Annotated in this window: 16 protein-coding genes; 2 read left to right on the forward strand and 14 right to left on the reverse strand. The window is 67.3% G+C overall.

What is annotated here, in order from left to right; all coding sequences use genetic code 11:
- Window positions 1–181: 181 nt before the first annotated feature.
- The 7 genes from era to hrcA are packed head-to-tail and all read right to left on the reverse strand — an operon-like array spanning window position 182 to window position 7177.
- Window positions 182–1168 carry a GTPase Era gene (gene era / locus IY716_RS02495; RefSeq protein WP_369699562.1) on the reverse strand — a complete coding sequence of 329 codons (987 nt, stop codon included), beginning with the start codon at window positions 1166–1168 and terminating at the stop codon, window positions 182–184.
- The gene (locus tag IY716_RS02500) at window positions 1165–2607 is read right to left on the reverse strand and encodes a hemolysin family protein (RefSeq protein WP_218220054.1); all 1443 of its coding nucleotides are present in this window, start codon (window positions 2605–2607) and stop codon (window positions 1165–1167) included. The genes era and IY716_RS02500 overlap by 4 nt, the downstream gene beginning before the upstream one ends.
- 2 nt (window positions 2608–2609) lie before the next feature.
- Complete coding sequence (gene ybeY / locus IY716_RS02505) at window positions 2610–3092, reverse strand: rRNA maturation RNase YbeY (protein ID WP_369699666.1); 483 nt, start codon at window positions 3090–3092, stop codon at window positions 2610–2612.
- 8 nt (window positions 3093–3100) lie between these two features.
- On the reverse strand, window positions 3101–4195 hold the full coding sequence (locus IY716_RS02510) for a PhoH family protein (RefSeq protein WP_369699563.1): 1095 nt from the start codon (window positions 4193–4195) through the stop codon (window positions 3101–3103).
- An 11-nt stretch (window positions 4196–4206) separates the two neighbouring features.
- Window positions 4207–5016 carry a 16S rRNA (uracil(1498)-N(3))-methyltransferase gene (locus tag IY716_RS02515; RefSeq protein WP_218220056.1) on the reverse strand — a complete coding sequence of 270 codons (810 nt, stop codon included), beginning with the start codon at window positions 5014–5016 and terminating at the stop codon, window positions 4207–4209.
- A 1-nt stretch (window position 5017) separates the two neighbouring features.
- A complete protein-coding gene (dnaJ, locus tag IY716_RS02520) occupies window positions 5018–6139 on the reverse strand; it encodes a molecular chaperone DnaJ (protein WP_218220057.1) in 1122 nt (373 codons plus the stop codon).
- Between the two features lie 12 nt (window positions 6140–6151).
- A complete protein-coding gene (gene hrcA, locus IY716_RS02525) occupies window positions 6152–7177 on the reverse strand; it encodes a heat-inducible transcriptional repressor HrcA (protein WP_218220058.1) in 1026 nt (341 codons plus the stop codon).
- A gap of 66 nt (window positions 7178–7243) precedes the next feature.
- Between hrcA and IY716_RS02530 the strand changes: the two genes are divergently transcribed.
- Both IY716_RS02530 and IY716_RS02535 read left to right on the forward strand, forming a co-directional pair.
- Window positions 7244–8134, forward strand: a complete 891-nt coding sequence (locus tag IY716_RS02530) for a DUF3097 family protein (protein ID WP_218220059.1) — start codon at window positions 7244–7246, stop codon at window positions 8132–8134.
- Between the two features lie 132 nt (window positions 8135–8266).
- Window positions 8267–8698 (forward strand): DUF4870 domain-containing protein, encoded by a 432-nt coding sequence (locus tag IY716_RS02535; RefSeq protein ID WP_218220060.1) that lies wholly within the window; start codon window positions 8267–8269, stop codon window positions 8696–8698.
- Window positions 8699–8717: 19 nt separating this feature from the next.
- Here IY716_RS02535 and hemW read toward each other — a convergent pair whose 3' ends face one another.
- From hemW to IY716_RS02570, 7 genes are all read right to left on the reverse strand, one after another.
- The gene (hemW, locus tag IY716_RS02540; protein WP_218220061.1) at window positions 8718–10004 is read right to left on the reverse strand and encodes a radical SAM family heme chaperone HemW; all 1287 of its coding nucleotides are present in this window, start codon (window positions 10002–10004) and stop codon (window positions 8718–8720) included.
- A gap of 2 nt (window positions 10005–10006) precedes the next feature.
- On the reverse strand, window positions 10007–11869 hold the full coding sequence (gene lepA, locus IY716_RS02545; RefSeq protein WP_218220062.1) for a translation elongation factor 4: 1863 nt from the start codon (window positions 11867–11869) through the stop codon (window positions 10007–10009).
- A gap of 187 nt (window positions 11870–12056) precedes the next feature.
- Window positions 12057–12317: a 30S ribosomal protein S20 gene (gene rpsT, locus IY716_RS02550; RefSeq protein ID WP_218220063.1), complete on the reverse strand. Its 261-nt coding sequence runs from the start codon at window positions 12315–12317 to the stop codon at window positions 12057–12059.
- 237 nt (window positions 12318–12554) lie between these two features.
- Window positions 12555–13583, reverse strand: a complete 1029-nt coding sequence (holA, locus tag IY716_RS02555; RefSeq protein ID WP_218220064.1) for a DNA polymerase III subunit delta — start codon at window positions 13581–13583, stop codon at window positions 12555–12557.
- A gap of 102 nt (window positions 13584–13685) precedes the next feature.
- On the reverse strand, window positions 13686–14612 hold the full coding sequence (locus tag IY716_RS13945) for a MaoC/PaaZ C-terminal domain-containing protein (protein ID WP_218220065.1): 927 nt from the start codon (window positions 14610–14612) through the stop codon (window positions 13686–13688).
- A gap of 3 nt (window positions 14613–14615) precedes the next feature.
- Entirely contained in the window at window positions 14616–15983 is a 1368-nt protein-coding gene (locus tag IY716_RS02565) for a 3-oxoacyl-ACP reductase (protein WP_218220066.1), read from the reverse strand.
- Window positions 15984–15991: 8 nt separating this feature from the next.
- Window positions 15992–17284, reverse strand: a complete 1293-nt coding sequence (locus IY716_RS02570) for an acetyl-CoA C-acetyltransferase (protein ID WP_218220067.1) — start codon at window positions 17282–17284, stop codon at window positions 15992–15994.
- Between the last annotated feature and the right edge of the window lie 36 nt (window positions 17285–17320).

Consider the following 17320-nt stretch of genomic DNA (forward strand, 5'->3'; position numbering starts at 1 on the left):
GAAGCTTGGATCAGGGGTGCGCGAGCTCTTCCCCGCTGCGGCGGAGAAGCTCTAGTCGTAGCTCACGCATGAATGTGGTCTGCACAAGATTCAAACTAGCACGCAGCCATCTGGGACGCAGGGGCCCATGGTGATTCTCATCATGTGGACAGCGTCCGCGAACCCGAGGCGGTGGTCCGGGTTAGAAGCCGAGGCGTCCCAGCTTCTTCGGGTCGCGCTGCCAGTCCTTGGTCACCTTCACGTGAAGGTCGAGGTAGACGGGAGTGCCCAGGAGCTTGACGATTCCGGCACGCGCGTCAGAGCCGATGGCCTTGAGCCTGGCCCCGCGCTTGCCGATGATGATCGCCTTCTGTGAGTCACGCTCCACATGGATGGAGACCCGCACGTCGAGCAGCGGCTTGTCCTCCGGCCGATCTTCGCGCGGGACCATCTCCTCGACCACGACAGCGATCGAATGCGGCAACTCGTCACGGACGTCCTCGAGCGCCGCCTCACGGACGAGCTCGGCGACCATGACGGCCTCCGGCTCGTCGGTGAGGTCGCCTTCGGGGTACAGCGGAGGGGAGATCGGCATCATCGCCGCGAGCTGCTGCACGACCACATCCGTCTGCTCCCCCTCGAGGGCGGAGACCGGAATGATCTCGGCGAATCCGCCAGCCTGTCGGCCCTCCTGGGCCAGGTGCTCGCGCCCGAGCTGGTCCACTGCCATGAGCTGCTCGGCCAGATCCTCGCGGGAGACCTTGTCCACCTTGGTCACCAGGGCGATGACCCGCTTGTGCGGCAGCTTGGTCAGCTGCGCGGCGATGAAGCGGTCACCGGGGCCGATCTTCTCATCGGCCGGGATGCAAAAGCCGACCACGTCCACTTCGGAGAGGGTGTCGATGACAAGTCCATTGAGACGCTTGCCCAACAGGGTCCGCGGACGGTGCAGGCCCGGGGTGTCGACCAGCACGAGCTGGAAATCGCTGCGGTGCACGATGCCGCGGATCGTGTGTCGGGTGGTCTGTGGTTTGGATGAGGTGATCGCCACCTTCTCCCCGACCAGGGCATTGGTGAGCGTGGACTTGCCGGCGTTCGGACGTCCCACCATGCTGGCGAAGCCCGCCCGGAAGTTCTCGTCGAACGTGGCGAAGCCGTCCAGCTGCGGCGGCATCTCTGACTTGCTCATCGTGGTGTCCCGATCCTCTCCTGCGCCTGCGCCGCGGTTGCGGCCTGGCGATCCTCTTCTGGTGCTGTCTCTCCGGCACGCAGATGCAGCCCCTCGGGCTCATCGGCGGTGCCGAGTCCCGCGCGGGCGCCGCGACTGTCCTCGGCCTCCCAGGCGAGCACGTGGCTGACTCGGTTGCGTCGGCCTTCGAGTCGGTCGGCACGCAGCACCACTCCTGGGCCGCTGCGTCGCGGGATCTCCACCTCGGAACCGGCGATGGCCACACGTCCCAAGGCCTTGGCGAGCAGCCCTCCGACCGTGTCGACCTCCTCCTCATCATCGAGGTCAAGCTCGTAGAGCTCGGCGAAGTCATCCACCGACATGCGTGCGGAGAGTCGACGCCGCCCCTCCTCGAGCTCCTCGATCTCGGCGGCCTCGGTGTCGTACTCATCGACGATCTCCCCGACGATCTCCTCGATCAGATCCTCCAGGGTGACCATCCCGGCGGTGCCGCCGTACTCGTCCACCACGATGGCCACATGGGTGGACTCGCGCTGGAGCTCGGAGAGGAACTCCGAGACCGGCTTGGACTCGGGCACATAGCGGACATCGCGCTGGAGCTCGTCGACCGCTATGGAGTCCGGATCTCGCCCGACGAAGGCGCTCGGGGCCTCGCTGCCGAGAAGGCGATGCTGCAGGTACGCGGCGTCCTTGAGGTAGATCATGCCGGTGATGTCATCGGCGGAGCCGCGCACCACCGGGATGCGGGAATAGCCCGAGCGCAGAAACAGCGTCATCACCTCGGAGAGCGTGATTCCGGACTCCACGGTGACCATGTCGGTGCGAGGCACCATGACCGCTCGCACGCGGGTCGCGGAGAGGTCGAAGACTGACTGGATCAGCTCCGCCTCGGTGTCCTCGATGATGTCCGTCTCCGAGGCGCGGGTGACGAACTCGCGGAACTCCTCGTCGTCGAAGAACCCTCGATCGGTGTCCGCGGTGCCGGGCACGGTGCGCGCACCGATGCGGCTCAGCGCGACGGGAAGCGGTCCGAGGACCACGCGCAGTCCGCGCACCAGCCGGGCAGTGGCAGCAGCGACGAGCAGGTGATGTCCGCGTCCCACCCGGCTCGGCGAGAGCGCGGCGGTCACGAGTCCTCCCAGCAGCAGGATGCCGGAGCCCAGCAGAGCACCGGCGGCAAGGTCGCCCAGCGCGAGGGCGGAGGCGAGGATGATCAGCACGACCATGGCCGTGGTGAAGAGCCAGCGCCACATCTGCAGCGCCAGAGTGTGAGCCACCGGCTGCGCCAGGATCATCTCCACGGCGGTGGAGCCGCGCTGATCCGCGATCTCTTCCGCCTCGCGCCGACTCAGCCGCAGGAAGGCGGAGTCCGCGGCGGACAGTGTGAAGGACAGCACGGCGCTGCCCAGCGCGAGGAGGATCAGGAGTCCCAGGGTCATGCTCAGACCGTCGGGGCGGGGGCGGTATGACCGAGGTACTCCTCGAGAAGCACTCGTTGCAGGGTGAACATCGTCTCTCGATCCTCAGGCTGGGCGTGGTCGTGACCGAGCAGATGCAGGACGCCGTGCGTGGTCAGCAGGGCGAGCTCGTCGCTGAGGCCGTGGCCATTCGCCACTGCCTGCTGCTGCGCAATGGCCGGGCAGATGACGATGTCACCGAGCACGCCCTCGGTGACCGGATCATCTGCGGTGCCGGCGATCAGCTCATCCATCGGAAAGCTCATCACATCGGTGGCACCAGGCAGGTTCATCCAGTCCAGGTGCAGCTGTTCCATGGCCTCCTCGTCCACCAGCGTGATGGACAGTGCGACGTCGCGGCTCAGGTGCAGCTTGGCGTAGAGGAAGCAGCTGAGGTCCAGCAGCGTGGCCAGGTGATTCCCGGAGATCAGGTCCGAGCCGGAGCTGTCCTCGACGGTGACCTGCACCTCGCCGCTCATCGTCGGCCGCCGCGGCGCGCAGCGGGCGCCCTGTCCTGGTGCCGCTCGTAGGCGTCCACGATCCGCCCGACCAGTGCGTGGCGGACCACATCCTCGGAGCCGAAGCGCGACATGGCGATGCCTTCGACGCCTTCAAGGATGTCGATCACGGTGCGAAGGCCGGAATCGGTGCCGCGGGGCAGGTCGACCTGGGTGATGTCACCGGTGACCACGATCTTGGAATTGAAGCCGAGCCGGGTCAGGAACATCTTCATCTGCTCCGCCGTGGTGTTCTGCGCCTCGTCCAGGATGATGAAGGAGTCGTTGAGCGTGCGGCCGCGCATATAGGCCAGGGGGGCGACCTCGATGATGCCGGATTCCATGAGCCGCGGAATGGAGTCCGGGTCGATCATGTCGTGCAGCGCATCGTAGAGGGGGCGCAGGTAGGGGTCGATCTTGTCGTTGAGGCTGCCGGGCAGGAACCCCAGCTTCTCCCCCGCCTCCACCGCGGGCCGGGTCAGGATGATTCGATTGACTTCGCGCGCCTGCAGCGCCTGGACCGCCTTGGCCATAGCCAGGTAGGTCTTGCCGGTGCCGGCGGGGCCGATGCCGAAGACCACCGTGGACTCATCGATGGTGTCCACATAGGTCTGCTGGTTCTTGGTCTTGGGGCGGATGGTGCGGCCGCGGTGCGAAAGGATGTTGGTGGTCACGATCCGCGCCGAGTCCTGGGCTGCGTCGGCACGGACCATCGTGGAGACCTGCTCGATGATCTCCTCACTGACCGTGGTGCCGGAGGCGGCGAGAGTCTTCAGCTGGGTCAGGATCTCCACGATCCCGGTGACCTCGCTGGAGGCTCCGGCCACAGTCACGAGCTGATCGCGCAGCCCGATTGAGGCGGAGGGGTACAGGCCCTGCAGGATGCGCAGCGCGAGGTCCGACGCGCCGAGGCTGCGGAACATCGTCTCGGCGTCGGCGAAGTACACCTGTCGCTCGATGTTGCCGACGGCGGCGGCGGTGGCGCCGCGGGCCGCCCCGGACATCGACTGCCCGGTCAGGTTCTGCCCCGTGGAAGTCTGTGAACCTGTCGTGTTCTGCGAAGTCTCAGTCATTGATCCTCAGTCTAGGCGGTGTGCTCAGTGTGACCAGTCCCGGCGGCCCAGTCCCAGCGGCCCAGCAGCAGCTGGGTGGCGGCCAGGGCCGCCGGGCCTGCGGTGGATGACCGTAGAACGGTTCGGCCCAGCCGGGCGATCCGGGCGCCTGCTGCGCCGAGCAGCTCGATCTCCCGGTCGCTGATGCCACCCTCGGGCCCGATCACCAGGTGCAGCTCCTCCGGCCCAGGCTCACTGGCGCAGTGCCCTGCGATCGCCTGAGCCAGGGAGGTCTCATCGGTCTCGTGGAGCACGATGGTGGCGATCCGACGCTCGGTGCTGCGCAGCGTCTCCAGGTATTGGGTCGTCGTCTGCAGCGCGCGAACGGTGGGAATGCTGGTGCGGCGCGTCTGCTTCGCCGCGCTGGTGACCGTGGCAACCCATTCGGCATGCTTCTTGGCTTCTCGGCCGGCCTTCCAGCGGGCCACCGACCGTTCTGCCTGCCACGGGATGATCGCGTCCACGCCGAGCTCGGTGGCGGACTCCACCCCCTGGAGATCGCGGCGATCCTTCGCCAGCGCCTGGACCAGGACCAGCCGGGGTTCAAGGACCGGCTCCCGGGTCAGCTGCACGATCTCCACGCTCAGCTCCCCGACGCCGGCGGCTCGGACGATCCCCTCGGCGCGACTGCCCACGGTGTCGGAGAGGATCACCTGCTCTCCCGGCTTGAGTCGCATGACGGTGGCCGCATGGTGACCCTCGGCCCCGGAGAGCACGACCGTAGCGCCGGGGCCGGCGTCGTCGAGCGCTCCGGGGCTGAGATGGAACAGCGGGGCTGTCATCTCAGAGGGCGTCCCAGCGTTCCCGCAGCTTGGCAAAGACGCCGCGATGCTCGGTGGTGGACTCTCCGCGCTCCTCGCCGCGTTCGGTGGCGAGCTCACGCAGCAGCTCGGCCTCACGGTCCGAGACCTTGGTGGGCGTCTCCACCTTCAGGTGCACCTTCAGCGCGCCGCGACCACCGCCGCGCAGGTGGGTGACCCCGCGCTCCTTGAGCGTGAGGACCTCGCCGGACTGGGTGCCTGGCTTCACGGTGAGCGCCTCTGCGCCGTCGAAGGTGTCCAGCTCCACCGTGGTGCCCAGCGCCGCTGCCGTCATCGGGATGGAGACGGTGGCGTGCAGATCATTTCCGCGGCGGGTGAAGACCTCGTGCGGCTTGACCTCCACCTCGATGAACAGGTCGCCGGAGGGCCCGCCGGCCAGGCCTGCCTCTCCCTCCCCGGCAAGGTGGATGCGATTGCCGCGATCGACGCCGGCGGGCACCTTGACCTTGAGCGACTTGCGCTCACGGACCCGGCCCTGACCATCGCATTCCTGGCAGGGATCTTCGATGATGCTGCCGAACCCGGCGCAGCGCGCACAGGTCTGAGTCTGGATGACGGTGCCGAGGATCGAGCGCATCGGCCGCTGGACCTGACCCTGGCCGTGGCAGTCCGGGCACGTGGTGGGCGAGGTCCCCGGGCGTGAGCAGGAGCCGTCACAGACGGTGCAGGTCACGGCCGTCTCAACCTCTACCTCCTTGGTGGTCCCGAAGACCGCGTCGCGCAGGTCTATGCGCACGCGGATCAGCGAGTCCTGGCCGCGGCGGGTGCGGGAGGCCGGGCCCCCACCTCCCCCGCCGAAGAAGGTCTCGAAGATGTCGCCGAATCCTCCGAATCCTCCGCCGGCGCCGCCGCCGGGGAAGCCGGAGCGGCCGTTCTCGTCACCGGTGGCGTCGTAGTTCTGCCGCTTCTGCGAGTCGGAGAGCACCTCGTAGGCGCGGCCGAGCACCTTGAACTGCTCCGCGGCGTCCTCCGAGGGGTTCACGTCAGGGTGGAGCTTGCGGGCCTGTTTGCGGTAGGCCTTCTTGATCTCTTCGGTCGACGCCGAGCGGCTGACGCCGAGCGCTTCGTAGTAGTCAGTCGTCATCTTCGTAGACGTTCACCCTTCGGAAAGAATTCGGGACAGGTAGCGCGCCATGGCGCGCACTGCGGACATTGTGGAGCCGTAATCCATGCGGGTAGGACCGACGACGCCGAGCTTGGCGCCCTCGGCACCCGCATGGGTGCCATACTCGGCAGCGACGACGGCGGTCTCGACCAGCGAGTCGTGACTCGTCTCGTGACCGATCCGGATCGAGAGGCCTCGCCGGTCCTGCTCCATCTCGGTCAACAACCGAAGCAGCACGACTTGTTCCTCAAGCGCTTCAAGGATGGGACCGATGGAGGGCCCGAGGTCGCGGCCCGACCTGGCGAGGTTAGCAGTCCCGGCCATGATGATGCGATCTACGCGGCCCGACTCCAGTATGGTCTCCACCGCCTGCGCGATCACGGCCATCGTGGGACGCAGCACCGGCTCCACCCGGCTGATGAGGGCGTCCACGGGCAGCGGAAGCGTGGAGGTCCGGCGGTTGAAGAGCTCGGTCGAGAGCACCTGGCCCAGCCGGTGCAGCGAGTCGTCACCGATCGCGTCCGCGAGGGTGACCATGCGCTGCTCCACCTTGCCCGAGGAGAGGATCACTATGGTCAGCGCCTTGTGCGGGGACATGGACACGACGTCGATGTGCCGGATCGTCGCGGTGGAGCGCTGCGGATGCTGGATCACGGCCACCTGGTTGGTGAGCATGGCCAGCAGACGCACCGTCTGCTCCAGCATCGAATCATGATCGTCAGCGGACTCGACCAGCGTGTCCATCGCCCGGCGCTCCGCCGCCGAGAGGGGACGCACCTCGGTGATCTTGTCCACGAACCGGCGGTAACCCAGATCGGTGGGGATCCTCCCAGCAGAGGTATGCGGAGCGGCGATCAGGCCCTCCTCCTCGAGGTGGGCCATATCGTTGCGGATCGTGGCGGGCGACACCTCGAGGTCGTGGCGCTCCACCAGCGCGCGGGAGCCCACCGGCTCCCGGGTCTGGACGTAGTCCTCGACGATGGCACGCAGGACCTGCAGACGGCGGGTGTCTGACATGCTGCTCGGGCCTCCTGAACCTCTGGCACTCGATGAGTACAAGTGCTAATTCTACAATGGGTGACCATGAGTGCTTCCCACTTCCCCAGCCGGCGTTCCTCCTCCTCACCTGGGTGGGGCGCCCAGGACCTCTCGAGCCTGCGCGCATCACAGCAGATCACAGTGCCTCCGCTGCCGGCGGACCATGGCACGGTGATCGAGGAGGTCGAGTCGGGCTGGGTCGGCGCGGTGGTCTCCGTGGAGGCCTCCGGCGGCGTGCACGTGGTGAGCCTGGAGGACCGCATGGGACGGGTCCGTTCCTTCCCGCTGGGATACGGCTTCCTCTATGAAGGCCAGCCGGTGGAGCTGACTCCCCCGACCTCGCGCACCGCGGCCCCTGTGCCCACGCGCACCGCGTCAGGCTCCGTGGCGGTCGCAGATGCTCGCGCACGCGTGGCCCGCGCCTCTCGCATCTGGGTCGAAGGCACCCACGACGCAGAGCTGGTCGAGAAGGTGTGGGGCGAGGACCTGCGGATCGAGGGCATCGTCGTGGAGCCGCTGCACGGCGCCGATGATCTGCTCGCGGCGGTCCGCGAGTTCCAGCCCGGCCCGCGACGCCGAGTGGGAGTTCTGCTGGACCATCTCGTCCCGGGGTCCAAAGAAACGCGCATCGCTCAGGAGGCGATGCAGGCCTCGGGCGCCAGAGGCAACCTGCTGGTGCTGGGGCACCCCTATGTGGATGTCTGGCAGGCGGTGAAGCCGCATCTGCTCGGGCTGCGGCGTTGGCCCGACATCCCGCGAAGCGAGGACATCAAGGTCGGCACGCTGAAGGCGCTGGGCTGGCCGCATGCCCAGCAGCGTGACATCGCCCAGGGATGGAAACGGATTCTCGGGCAGGTCACCAGCTATGCCGATCTGGAACCTTCGCTGCTCGGGCGGGTTGAGGAGCTCATCGACTTCGTCACGGTGGAGGATTGAGCACGAGCGGATGTGTCCAACGAGACTCCGACACGCAGCCCGGGGCCAGTGTCCGTCCAGGGAGATTCGCTAGAATTCTCACCTGAAGCATGTAGGTGTCTGAAAGTCTGACATCTGAATCACGGAGGTGAAGTGGCGCATAATCAGGAACCCCAGGGTGGCCGGTCGAGGCAGTACGCCAGACCGGACTCATCCGAGCGCCTGAAGGGCTCTGCTGCTGCAGCACCTCCGCTGACCCCTGCCGAGGACCGCCGCTGGGCCACACTGGCCCACTTCGGCGCGCTCATCGGCTGTTTCCCGGCCCTGGCGATCTACCTGGTCTACCGTGACCGGGGCCCGTTCACCGCCCAGGAGTCCAAGGAGGCGCTGAACTTCACCCTTCCGGTGACCGCCGTGATGCTCGCCTGCTACATCCTGGCGCTGATCCCCGCCATCGGCTGGGTCTTCGGCATCATCGCCGTGCTGCTCTGGGTCTACATGACGCTCTCCGGCCTGGTGGCCGGCATCCAGTGCAATAAGGGACGGCCGTACCGCTACCCGATGAACCTGCGCCTCATCCACTGAGGCGCTCGGAAGCTCGCGCTCAGGGGGCGAGGCGCCGCGTCACCGCGTCAGCCAGCAGCCGCCCGCGCAAGGTCAGCAGTGCCCTGCCTTCACGGTGATCGGCTGTCGGCGCAGCTGCCTGCGCGCTGATCAGTCCGTCCTGGACCAGGGAGTTCACTGTCGCGGGGGTGATCTGCTCCCCCTGGGTGCGCATCAGCTCAGGCAGCGCGTTGTACTCCGCGATGTCCAGTCCGTCGGCCAGTCTCAGCCGCAGCATCAGGTGCTCGAGAACCTTGTCCTCATCCTGGAGCTCTTCGCGTCCGTGGCCCGGAGTGGTCCCGCTGATCAGGCGCTGCGCGTAGGCCGCGGGGTGCTTGACGTTCCACCAGCGAAGCCCAGCCATATGCGAATGCGACCCTGGGCCGGCTCCCCACCAGTCGGAGTCCACCCAATAGTTCAGGTTATGCGCTGACCTCGTCGCCCTGCTGGTCGAGAAGTTGGACACCTCGTACCAGTCGAAACCGGCTGCACCGAGGACCTCCTCGGTGAGCAGGTATTTGTCGGCCTGGTCATCAGGGTCGATGTCCGCCAGCACACCCCGGCGGATCTTCGCCGCCATGGCCGTCCCCTCTTCGATGATCAGCGAATAAGCGGAGATGTGATCTGGCCGCAGCGCGACGGCGTGCTCGAGGCTGCTGCGCCAGTCCTCGAGGCTCTCCCCCGGTGTCCCGGAGATGAGGTCAAGGCTGACCTGCAGACCTGCGACTCGTGCAGCCTTGACCGCACGCTCCACGTTGGCGGGGTCGTGTGTCCGGTCCAGCGTCTTGAGCACCGCGGGCACTGCCGACTGCATGCCGAGGCTCAGTCGGGTGAACCCTGCCCCAGCCAGGATGTGGGCGGTCTCTTGGGTGATCGTGTCGGGATTCGCCTCGGTGGTGATCTCTGCCCCGGGCATGAAGCCGAAGAGCTCGCGGGCCCGGGTGAGGATGCGGGCGAGCTCTTCGGGGGGCAGCAGAGTCGGCGTGCCGCCGCCGAAGAACACCGTGGACAGCGCCCGCTCGGGGGCCTCCATGGAATCCAGCACGCCGCGGGCGAAGACCAGCTCGGAGATCAGCGTGTCCGGATAGGACAGCTGCGAGGCCCCGGGGCCGAGGTCTTCGGCGGTGTAGGTGTTGAAGTCGCAGTAGCCGCAGCGCACGCTGCAGAAGGGGATGTGGACGTAGAGGCCGAAGGGGACCTCAGCCCGGGACGGGAGCGCCTGCTGCACCGCCGCCGGGAAGCTGCCGTCGGCAGGAACCGGGTCGCCGAGGGGAAGGGTGGAGGGCAAGCCTACTTCTTCCCAGCCTTCTCCTTGCCGGCCTCCTCGTCGGAGGAGAGTGCGGCGATGAAGGCCTCCTGCGGGACCTCCACGGTGCCGACCATCTTCATCCGCTTCTTGCCCTCCTTCTGCTTCTCCAGCAGCTTGCGCTTGCGGCTGATGTCGCCGCCGTAGCACTTGGAGAGCACGTCTTTGCGGATGGCTCGGATGTTCTCACGGGCAATGATGCGTGATCCGATGGCGGCCTGGATCGGCACCTCGAACTGCTGCCGCGGGATCAGGTCCTTCAGTCGAGAGGCCATCTTCACCCCGTAGGCGTAGGCGGAGTCGCGGTGGGTGATCGCGGAGAACGCGTCGACCTGGTCGCCCTGCAACAGGATGTCCACCTTCACCAGATCGGCCGGCTGCTGGCCGGTGCCCTGCCAGTTCAGCGAGGCGTAGCCCTTCGTGCGTGACTTGAGCTGGTCGAAGAAGTCGAACACGATCTCGGCCAGGGGCATCCTGTAGCGGATCTCGACGCGTTCCTCGGAGAGGTAGTCCATGCCTTCCATGGAGCCGCGCCGGGACTGGCAGAGCTCCATGACGGGTCCGATGAACTCGGCCGGGACGATCACGGTCGCATCCACAATGGGTTCGCGGATCTCGAGGACCTTGCCCTCGGGGAATTCGGAGGGATTTGTGACGCGGTGGACTTCTCCGTCTTCAGCGGTGACCTCATAGATCACGTTGGGCGCGGTGGAGATCAGGTCGAGGTTGTACTCGCTCTCCAGCCGCTCTCGGGTGATCTCCAGGTGCAGCAGCCCGAGGAAGCCCACGCGGAAGCCGAAGCCCAGCGCGGTGGAGGTCTCGGGCTCGAAGTTCAGCGCCGCGTCGTTGAGCTGCAGCTTCTCCAGGGCCTCGCGCAGCACTGGGAAGTCCGAGCCGTCCAGCGGGAAGAGCCCGGAGAAGACCATCGGGGAAGGATCGTCATAGCCGCCGATGATCTCGTCCGCGGGACGGTTCTGTGAGGTGACGGTGTCGCCGACCTTGGAGAGCCGGACGTCCTTGACACCGGTGATCAGGTAGCCGACCTCGCCGACGCCGAGCCCCTTGGTGGCTTCAGGCTCCGGGGAGGACACTCCGATCTCGAGGAGCTCGTGCGTGGCGCCGGTGGACATCATCTTGATCTTCTCCCGGTGCGAGAGCCTGCCGTCCACCACGCGCACGAAGGTGACCACGCCGCGATAGGTGTCATAGACGGAGTCGAAGATCATCGCGCGGGCGGGAGCGTCGGCGTCGCCCTCAGGGGCTGGCACCTGCGCGACGATGCGGTCCAGCAGCTCCTCCACGCCGTCGCCGGTCTTGCCGGACACGCGCAGCACGTCCTCGGGCTCGCAGCCGATCAGGTACGCGATCTCCTCGGCATACTTGTCCGGCTGGGCGGAGGGCAGATCGATCTTGTTGAGCACCGGGATGATCGCCAGATCATGCTCCATGGCGAGGTACAGGTTCGCAAGAGTCTGCGCCTCGATGCCCTGCGCGGCGTCGACCAGCAGCAGAGCGCCCTCGCAGGCTGCCAGCGAGCGGGAGACCTCATAGGCGAAGTCCACGTGCCCGGGGGTGTCGATCATATGGAAGGCGTAGCTCCTGCCTTCGAAGTCCCAGGGCATCCGGACTGCCTGGGACTTGATCGTGATGCCGCGGTCGCGTTCGATGTCCATCCGGTCCAGGTACTGGGCCTTCATGTCCCGGGACTGCACGACGCCGGTCAGCTGCAGCATGCGATCCGCGAGCGTGGACTTGCCGTGGTCGATATGCGCGATGATGCAGAAATTCCGGATCGCACTGGGATCAGTTGCGGCGGGCACCTGCGTGCTGGCGGCCTTCGGAGACACGGTGGTGGGAGTCCTTTGCTGGTCGAGACGCCGGGCATTGTGCTGCACCTGGCAGTTCATTGTTCCATGATTATCGTCGATCATGACCTGCGCACGGCAGGAGGTCGTACAAGAACGGGGGCCCCGCGCAGCGCGCAGGGCCCCCGTATGCTCGCTCGAGAGAGCAGGCGTTCTAGTGCGTCAGACTCTAGAGAGCGTTGACCTTGGCGGCCAGACCGGACTTGCGGTTGGCGGCGTTGTTCTTGTGCAGCACACCCTTGGAGACGGCCTTGTCGAGCTTGCGAGCGGCCTCGCGGTTGGCGGAGATGGCTGCGTCCTTGTCACCGGCGGCGACAGCGTTGCGCACCTTCTTGATGGCGGTCCGCAGCTGGGACTTCACGCCCTGGTTGCGCTGGCGCGCCTTCTCGTTGGTGAGAATGCGCTTCTTCTGAGACTTGATGTTGGCCACGAGTAGTCTTTCTGTCTGAGTTCACTGGTCGTGAGGGCTATCCCTGTTGTCCGGCAGCAGACAGACTCTAGTGGCGTGGGGTTGCCATGGCGATTGCGCAGACCCTTGAGGTAGAGGGCCCAGGACTGCGCGGGACTTACTGCCGCAGGGCTTTGGGGCTCTTTCGAACCCCAGACACTGCCTGTAGATGCTAGCAGAGAAGCAGGAGTCGGGCCACCGAGCAGGCCCCGCGTCGTTTCAGCGTCCGACGGCCGAGGCGATGGCCGTGATCGCCCGCTCCACGGCATATTCGGGTGTGCGGGAGGCTCCCTTGGCCTCGGCGTCGGCACGGGCCACTGCTTCGATGGCTTCGGCGGCGCGCTGCGGGTGCCATCGGCGCGCCGTCTCCGCCACCTGGGCCAGCTGCCAGGGCGCGGCGCCCAGGGAGGAGGCCAGTGATGCGGGGCTCCCACGGTGGTCCACGAGAGCGGCGATATGCCGTCCCTTGCGCGCCAGTGCGGCGGTCACCGCGATGGGCGAGACACCGGTCGCGATCGCGTGCCGGTAGAGCCGCGTCGCGGCCTCCTGCCGACCCTCGAAGGCCGCATCTGCGACCTTGAAGGCAGTCGCCTCCACCCGGCCCCCGTGGTAGCGGTCCACGTGGTCCTCAGTGATGTCCCCGGAGACATCAGCCATGAGCTGCTTGCAGGCGCCGCCTAGGTCCGAGAGCGTCGACCCGGCCGCGGCGACGAGCGCTCGGGCTGCATCGGCGTGGATCTCGCGGCCCGCGGCACGGAATTCTCGGCGCACGAAGTCGAGCTTCTCGTGGTCGTTCTTCGCCCCGGCACAGTCGACGACGACGGCGCGTCGTCCCAGCGCGTCGAGCAGCTTCTTGCCCCGGTTGCCTCCGCTGTGACGCATCATGAGCGTGACATCAGCGGTGTCCTCCTCGAGGTACGCCAGGGCGTCGGCGAGGAAGGTGTCATTCATGGCGGCGAGGTCCTCTGCAAGGATGAGCCGAGGTTCTCCGAAGAGCGAGGGAGAGGCGATGGTGGCCAGCTCCCCCGGCGACGCGGCCGAGACGTCTATCCGGGTGAATTCGAGGTCGGGATGTTCCTGGCGCAGCGCCCGCTTGACCCGGTCCACGGCACGGCTGGCGAGGTAGTCCTCGCCGCCCTTGAGCAGGATCAGCGGCGCAGGCTCGAGTGTGCGGAAGTCGGGCCCTTCGGTCGTCTTCGCGCCACGTCCCGCGCCGCTGCGTGCTGTGCCTGCTCGTTGCGTCGCCATGGCTCCATCGTATCCGTCGGGTGGGACACGTTCAGGCCCGAGTGCGGCTCTGATCAGACCCGCTCAACCCAGGTCTGCCGGGCCCGCTTCAGCGGAGCGCGCTCAGCTCAGCCGAAGCTCTCCGCTGAAGTGCAGGCGCGACTTCCGTGGATTCCATCCCGTGAAGCGCAGCTGCTGCGTATCGACATGCTCCGCGGCGAACGCCACCGTTGCCGGCAGCGCGACGGGTGCGGCGAAGTCAATGGACCAGCGGTGACCGGCGCCCTCAGGCTCCCGGCCTTCAAGCATCCGTCCTGCCGAGTACATGCCGTGGACGATCGCCGATGGCATGCCCAGTGCCTTCGCAGCGAGGTTCGAGACGTGGATCGGGTTGTAGTCCCCCGACACGGCGGCATAGGACCTGCCGGTCCCCGCGCTCAGGCGCCACGAGGCGGTCTTCACCGGAGGGACGAACTCCTGCCGCGGAGAGTCCGCAGCGTGAGGTGCGGTCTCCTCCACGAGATGGATCCCCCGGCTCAGGTAGGTGGAGACCCCGCGCCACAGCACGGCTTGCTCCTCGAGATTCTCCGGGTCTGCGGAGTCCTCCAGGACCATAACCCGGATGTCGACCTGGGTGCCCCGCCGATGCGCGCGCAGGTTCTCGGCACTGACCAGCACCTGCACCGGCTGGGCGAGCGTGATCGGCCGCAGGTGCTCGACCCGGTTGGCCAGGTGCACCAGTCCCATCAGCGGCAGCGGAAAGTCCTCGCGGCTCATCAGCGCCATCTGGACCGGGAATCCGATGATGTGCACCAACACCGAGGGCAGCGCGGTGCGATGTGCGCCGTCGAAGGGTTCTCCGGAGAAGAGCCTGCGGTAGCGCTCGGCCTGTTCCAGGCTCACTCCAGGGTGGCGGACCACAAGCGACTCCTGCGGCAGCTCGCTCGTGGCCGGCGTGGAGCGCAACCCGGGAAGCTTGGCGCGCGCTGCTCCCAGCGCCGCCTGGCCGTAGAGGGCGCTGAGCTGGGGCATCTCGATGCGGGTCGCCACGGCTCAGGCTCCCACGAGGTTCTGGCCACAGACCCGCAGGGTCAGCCCGGAGGTGCCACCGGCCTGGGGTGAGGCGAGGAACGCGATGGTCTCCGCCACGTCCACCGGCAGGCCCCCCTGGTTCAACGAGTTCAGCCGCCGCGCCACCTCGCGGGTGGCGAACGGGATCTTCGCGGTCATCTCGGTCTCGATGAAGCCGGGAGCCACCGCATTGATCGTGCCGTGCCGAGAGGCCATCTGCGCGGAGGTCGCCGCGACCATCCCCATGACACCGGCCTTGGAGGCGGCATAGTTGGTCTGCCCACGATTGCCGGCGATCCCGGAGGTCGAGGCCAGCGAAACGATGCGCGGACCCATTCCGGAGCCGCCATGGGCATCGGAGTTGAAGAGCTCGGAGGCCAGGAAGGCACGGTTCATGCGCAGCTGGGACTCGATGTTGACGGCGATCACCGAGTTCCAGCGGGAGTCGTCCATATTGGCAAGCAGCTTGTCCCGCGTGATGCCGGCGTTGTGCACCACGATGTCGAGCCGGCCATAGTGCTGGGCGGCGTGGGCGAGGATCCGCTCCCCCGCGTCCTGCGCGGTGATGTCCAGCTGCAGGGCCGTGCCGGAGACCTCATTGGCCACCGCCGCCAGCTGCTCGCCCGCGGCGGGGATGTCCACCAGGATCACGGAGGCCCCATCGCGACGCAGCACGCGAGCGATGGCGGCTCCGATGCCGCGAGCGGCTCCCGTCACCACCGCAACCTGGTCGCGCAGCGGTTGGTCCCAGTCCTGGGGCAGCGCACCGTTGACGGTGTCCACGGAGATGAACTGCCCGGAGACGAAGGCCGAGCGGCCCGAGAGAAGGAAGCGCAGGGCTCCTGCAGCACCGGGCGCCGAGGCGTCCAGCGAATCCGCCAGCACGATTCCGTTGGCGGTCCCGCCGGCGCGCATCTCATGTGCGGTGGAGCGGGTGAGGCCCTGCACGGCTGACCGTGCGGCGCGCACGGCAGGATCGCGGGTGCCGGTCGGGTCACGGAAGACCGTGATGACGCGACCGGAGGGCATCAGCTGCTTGAGCAGCGACCCCAGTTCCAGGACCACCTCGCTGAGCTGGGCCGGAGTCGAGACAGAGTCGAAGCAGGCGACGACGGCGGCCACCTTCTCCCTGGGTCCGATGTGGCGCCGCACATCAAGGCCCCAGCCGAGCATGCGCTCCGCGAGCGCCGCAGCGGCCTCCGTGGCGCCGAGCACGACCACCGGGCCCCGTGTGAGCGCCTGACCGGGGCGATGGCGTCGGAGCCGGGCAGGCTGCGGAAGACCGAGGTTCTTGGTCAGCTTCCGGCCGAAGCCGGTGTTGGCGAAGTCCGTGTAGATGTCCTTGGGCATGGGTGGGTTCACCGTCCTTCGATGATCGCGGTGATGCCCTGGCCGCCGGCGGCGCACACCGAGATGAATCCCAGCTTGCCCGGCTTGCCATGAAGCTCTTTGGCGAGCGAGGCGACGATCCGTCCGCCGGTGGCGGCGAAGGGGTGCCCGGCCGCCAGCGAGGAGCCGTTGACGTTGAGCCGACTCCGATCGATCGTGCCCAGCGAGGAGTCCAGTCCGAGCTTGTTCTTGCAGAACTCCTCGGACTCCCACGCCTTGATCTGGGCCAGCACGGTGGAGGCAAAGGCCTCGTGGATCTCGAGGTACTCGAAGTCCTCGAAGCTCAGGTTGTTGCGCTTGAGCATCCGGGCCGCGGCGTAGGCCGGTGCCATCAGCAGACCCTCAGCGCCGTCCACGAAGTCCACTGCGCCCTCTTCGTAGTCGATGAAGTTCGCCAGCTTCGGCAGATCGTGTGCGTCGGCCCACTCCTCGGAGCCGAGCAGGACTGCGGAGGCGCCGTCGGTCAGCGCGGTGGAGTTGGCCGCCGTCATGGTGGCGTCCTCCCCAAGATCACGTCCGAAGGCCGGGGAGAGCTTACCCAGCTTCTCCATCGTCGAGTCGGCCCGCATGTTGTTGTCCCGGCTGAGTCCCTTGAAGGGGGTCACCAGGTCGTCGAAGAATCCGCGGTCGTAGGCGGCTGCCAGGTTCTTGTGGCTGGCCAGCGCGAGCTCGTCCTGCTCCGCCCGGGTGATGCCCCAGGCGTGGGCGGTGATCGCCATATGCTCACCCATGGACAGCCCGGTGCGCGGCTCGTTGACACCGGGGGCCTGCGGCGCCAGGTGAGCCGGACGAATCTTGGACAGCGCCTTGAGCCGCTGGCTCAGCGTCTTGGCGCGGTTGGCTTCCATCAGGATGCCGCGCAGCTCATCGGTCACCACGATTGGGGCATCCGAGATCGAGTCCACGCCGCCGCCGATCGCCGAATCGATCTGACCCAGCTTGATCTTGTTCGCCAGGGAGCCGATGGCCTCCATGCCAGTGGCGCACGCCATCTGCACGTCGAAGGCCGGAGTCTTCGGGTCCAACGGGGTGCCCAGCACCGATTCGCGGGTCAGGTTGAAGTTCTTGGAGTGCTTCATCACCGCACCTGCGGCGACGGTGCCCAGCTGCTGGCCCTGGAGCCCGAACCGTGCCACCAGTCCGTTCAGCGTGGAGGTCAGCATGTCTTGGTTTCCGGCGGTGGCGTAGGCGCTGTGGGCCCGGGCGAAGGGGATGCGGTTTCCGCCGATGATGACGGCGTCGCGGACGTTCTGTGCACTCATGGAACTCACTCCTGGTCTGGGGGTTGCAGGTCCCGA

It is taken from the genome of Nesterenkonia sp. Act20, assembly GCF_019173455.1.
Taxonomy (GTDB): Bacteria; Actinomycetota; Actinomycetes; order Actinomycetales; family Micrococcaceae; genus Nesterenkonia.

Coding starts and splice junctions, on each gene's coding strand:
- era (WP_369699562.1), bottom strand. CDS start 1,168: ATGAGCAAGTCAGAGATGCCGCCGCAGCTGGACGGCTTCGCCACGTTC.
- IY716_RS02500 (WP_218220054.1), bottom strand. CDS start 2,607: ATGACCCTGGGACTCCTGATCCTCCTCGCGCTGGGCAGCGCCGTGCTG.
- IY716_RS02510 (WP_369699563.1), bottom strand. CDS start 4,195: ATGACTGAGACTTCGCAGAACACGACAGGTTCACAGACTTCCACGGGG.
- IY716_RS02515 (WP_218220056.1), bottom strand. CDS start 5,016: ATGACAGCCCCGCTGTTCCATCTCAGCCCCGGAGCGCTCGACGACGCC.
- dnaJ (WP_218220057.1), bottom strand. CDS start 6,139: ATGACGACTGACTACTACGAAGCGCTCGGCGTCAGCCGCTCGGCGTCG.
- hrcA (WP_218220058.1), bottom strand. CDS start 7,177: ATGTCAGACACCCGCCGTCTGCAGGTCCTGCGTGCCATCGTCGAGGAC.
- IY716_RS02530 (WP_218220059.1), top strand. CDS start 7,244: ATGAGTGCTTCCCACTTCCCCAGCCGGCGTTCCTCCTCCTCACCTGGG.
- holA (WP_218220064.1), bottom strand. CDS start 13,583: ATGGCGACGCAACGAGCAGGCACAGCACGCAGCGGCGCGGGACGTGGC.
- IY716_RS02565 (WP_218220066.1), bottom strand. CDS start 15,983: ATGCCCAAGGACATCTACACGGACTTCGCCAACACCGGCTTCGGCCGG.
- IY716_RS02570 (WP_218220067.1), bottom strand. CDS start 17,284: ATGAGTGCACAGAACGTCCGCGACGCCGTCATCATCGGCGGAAACCGC.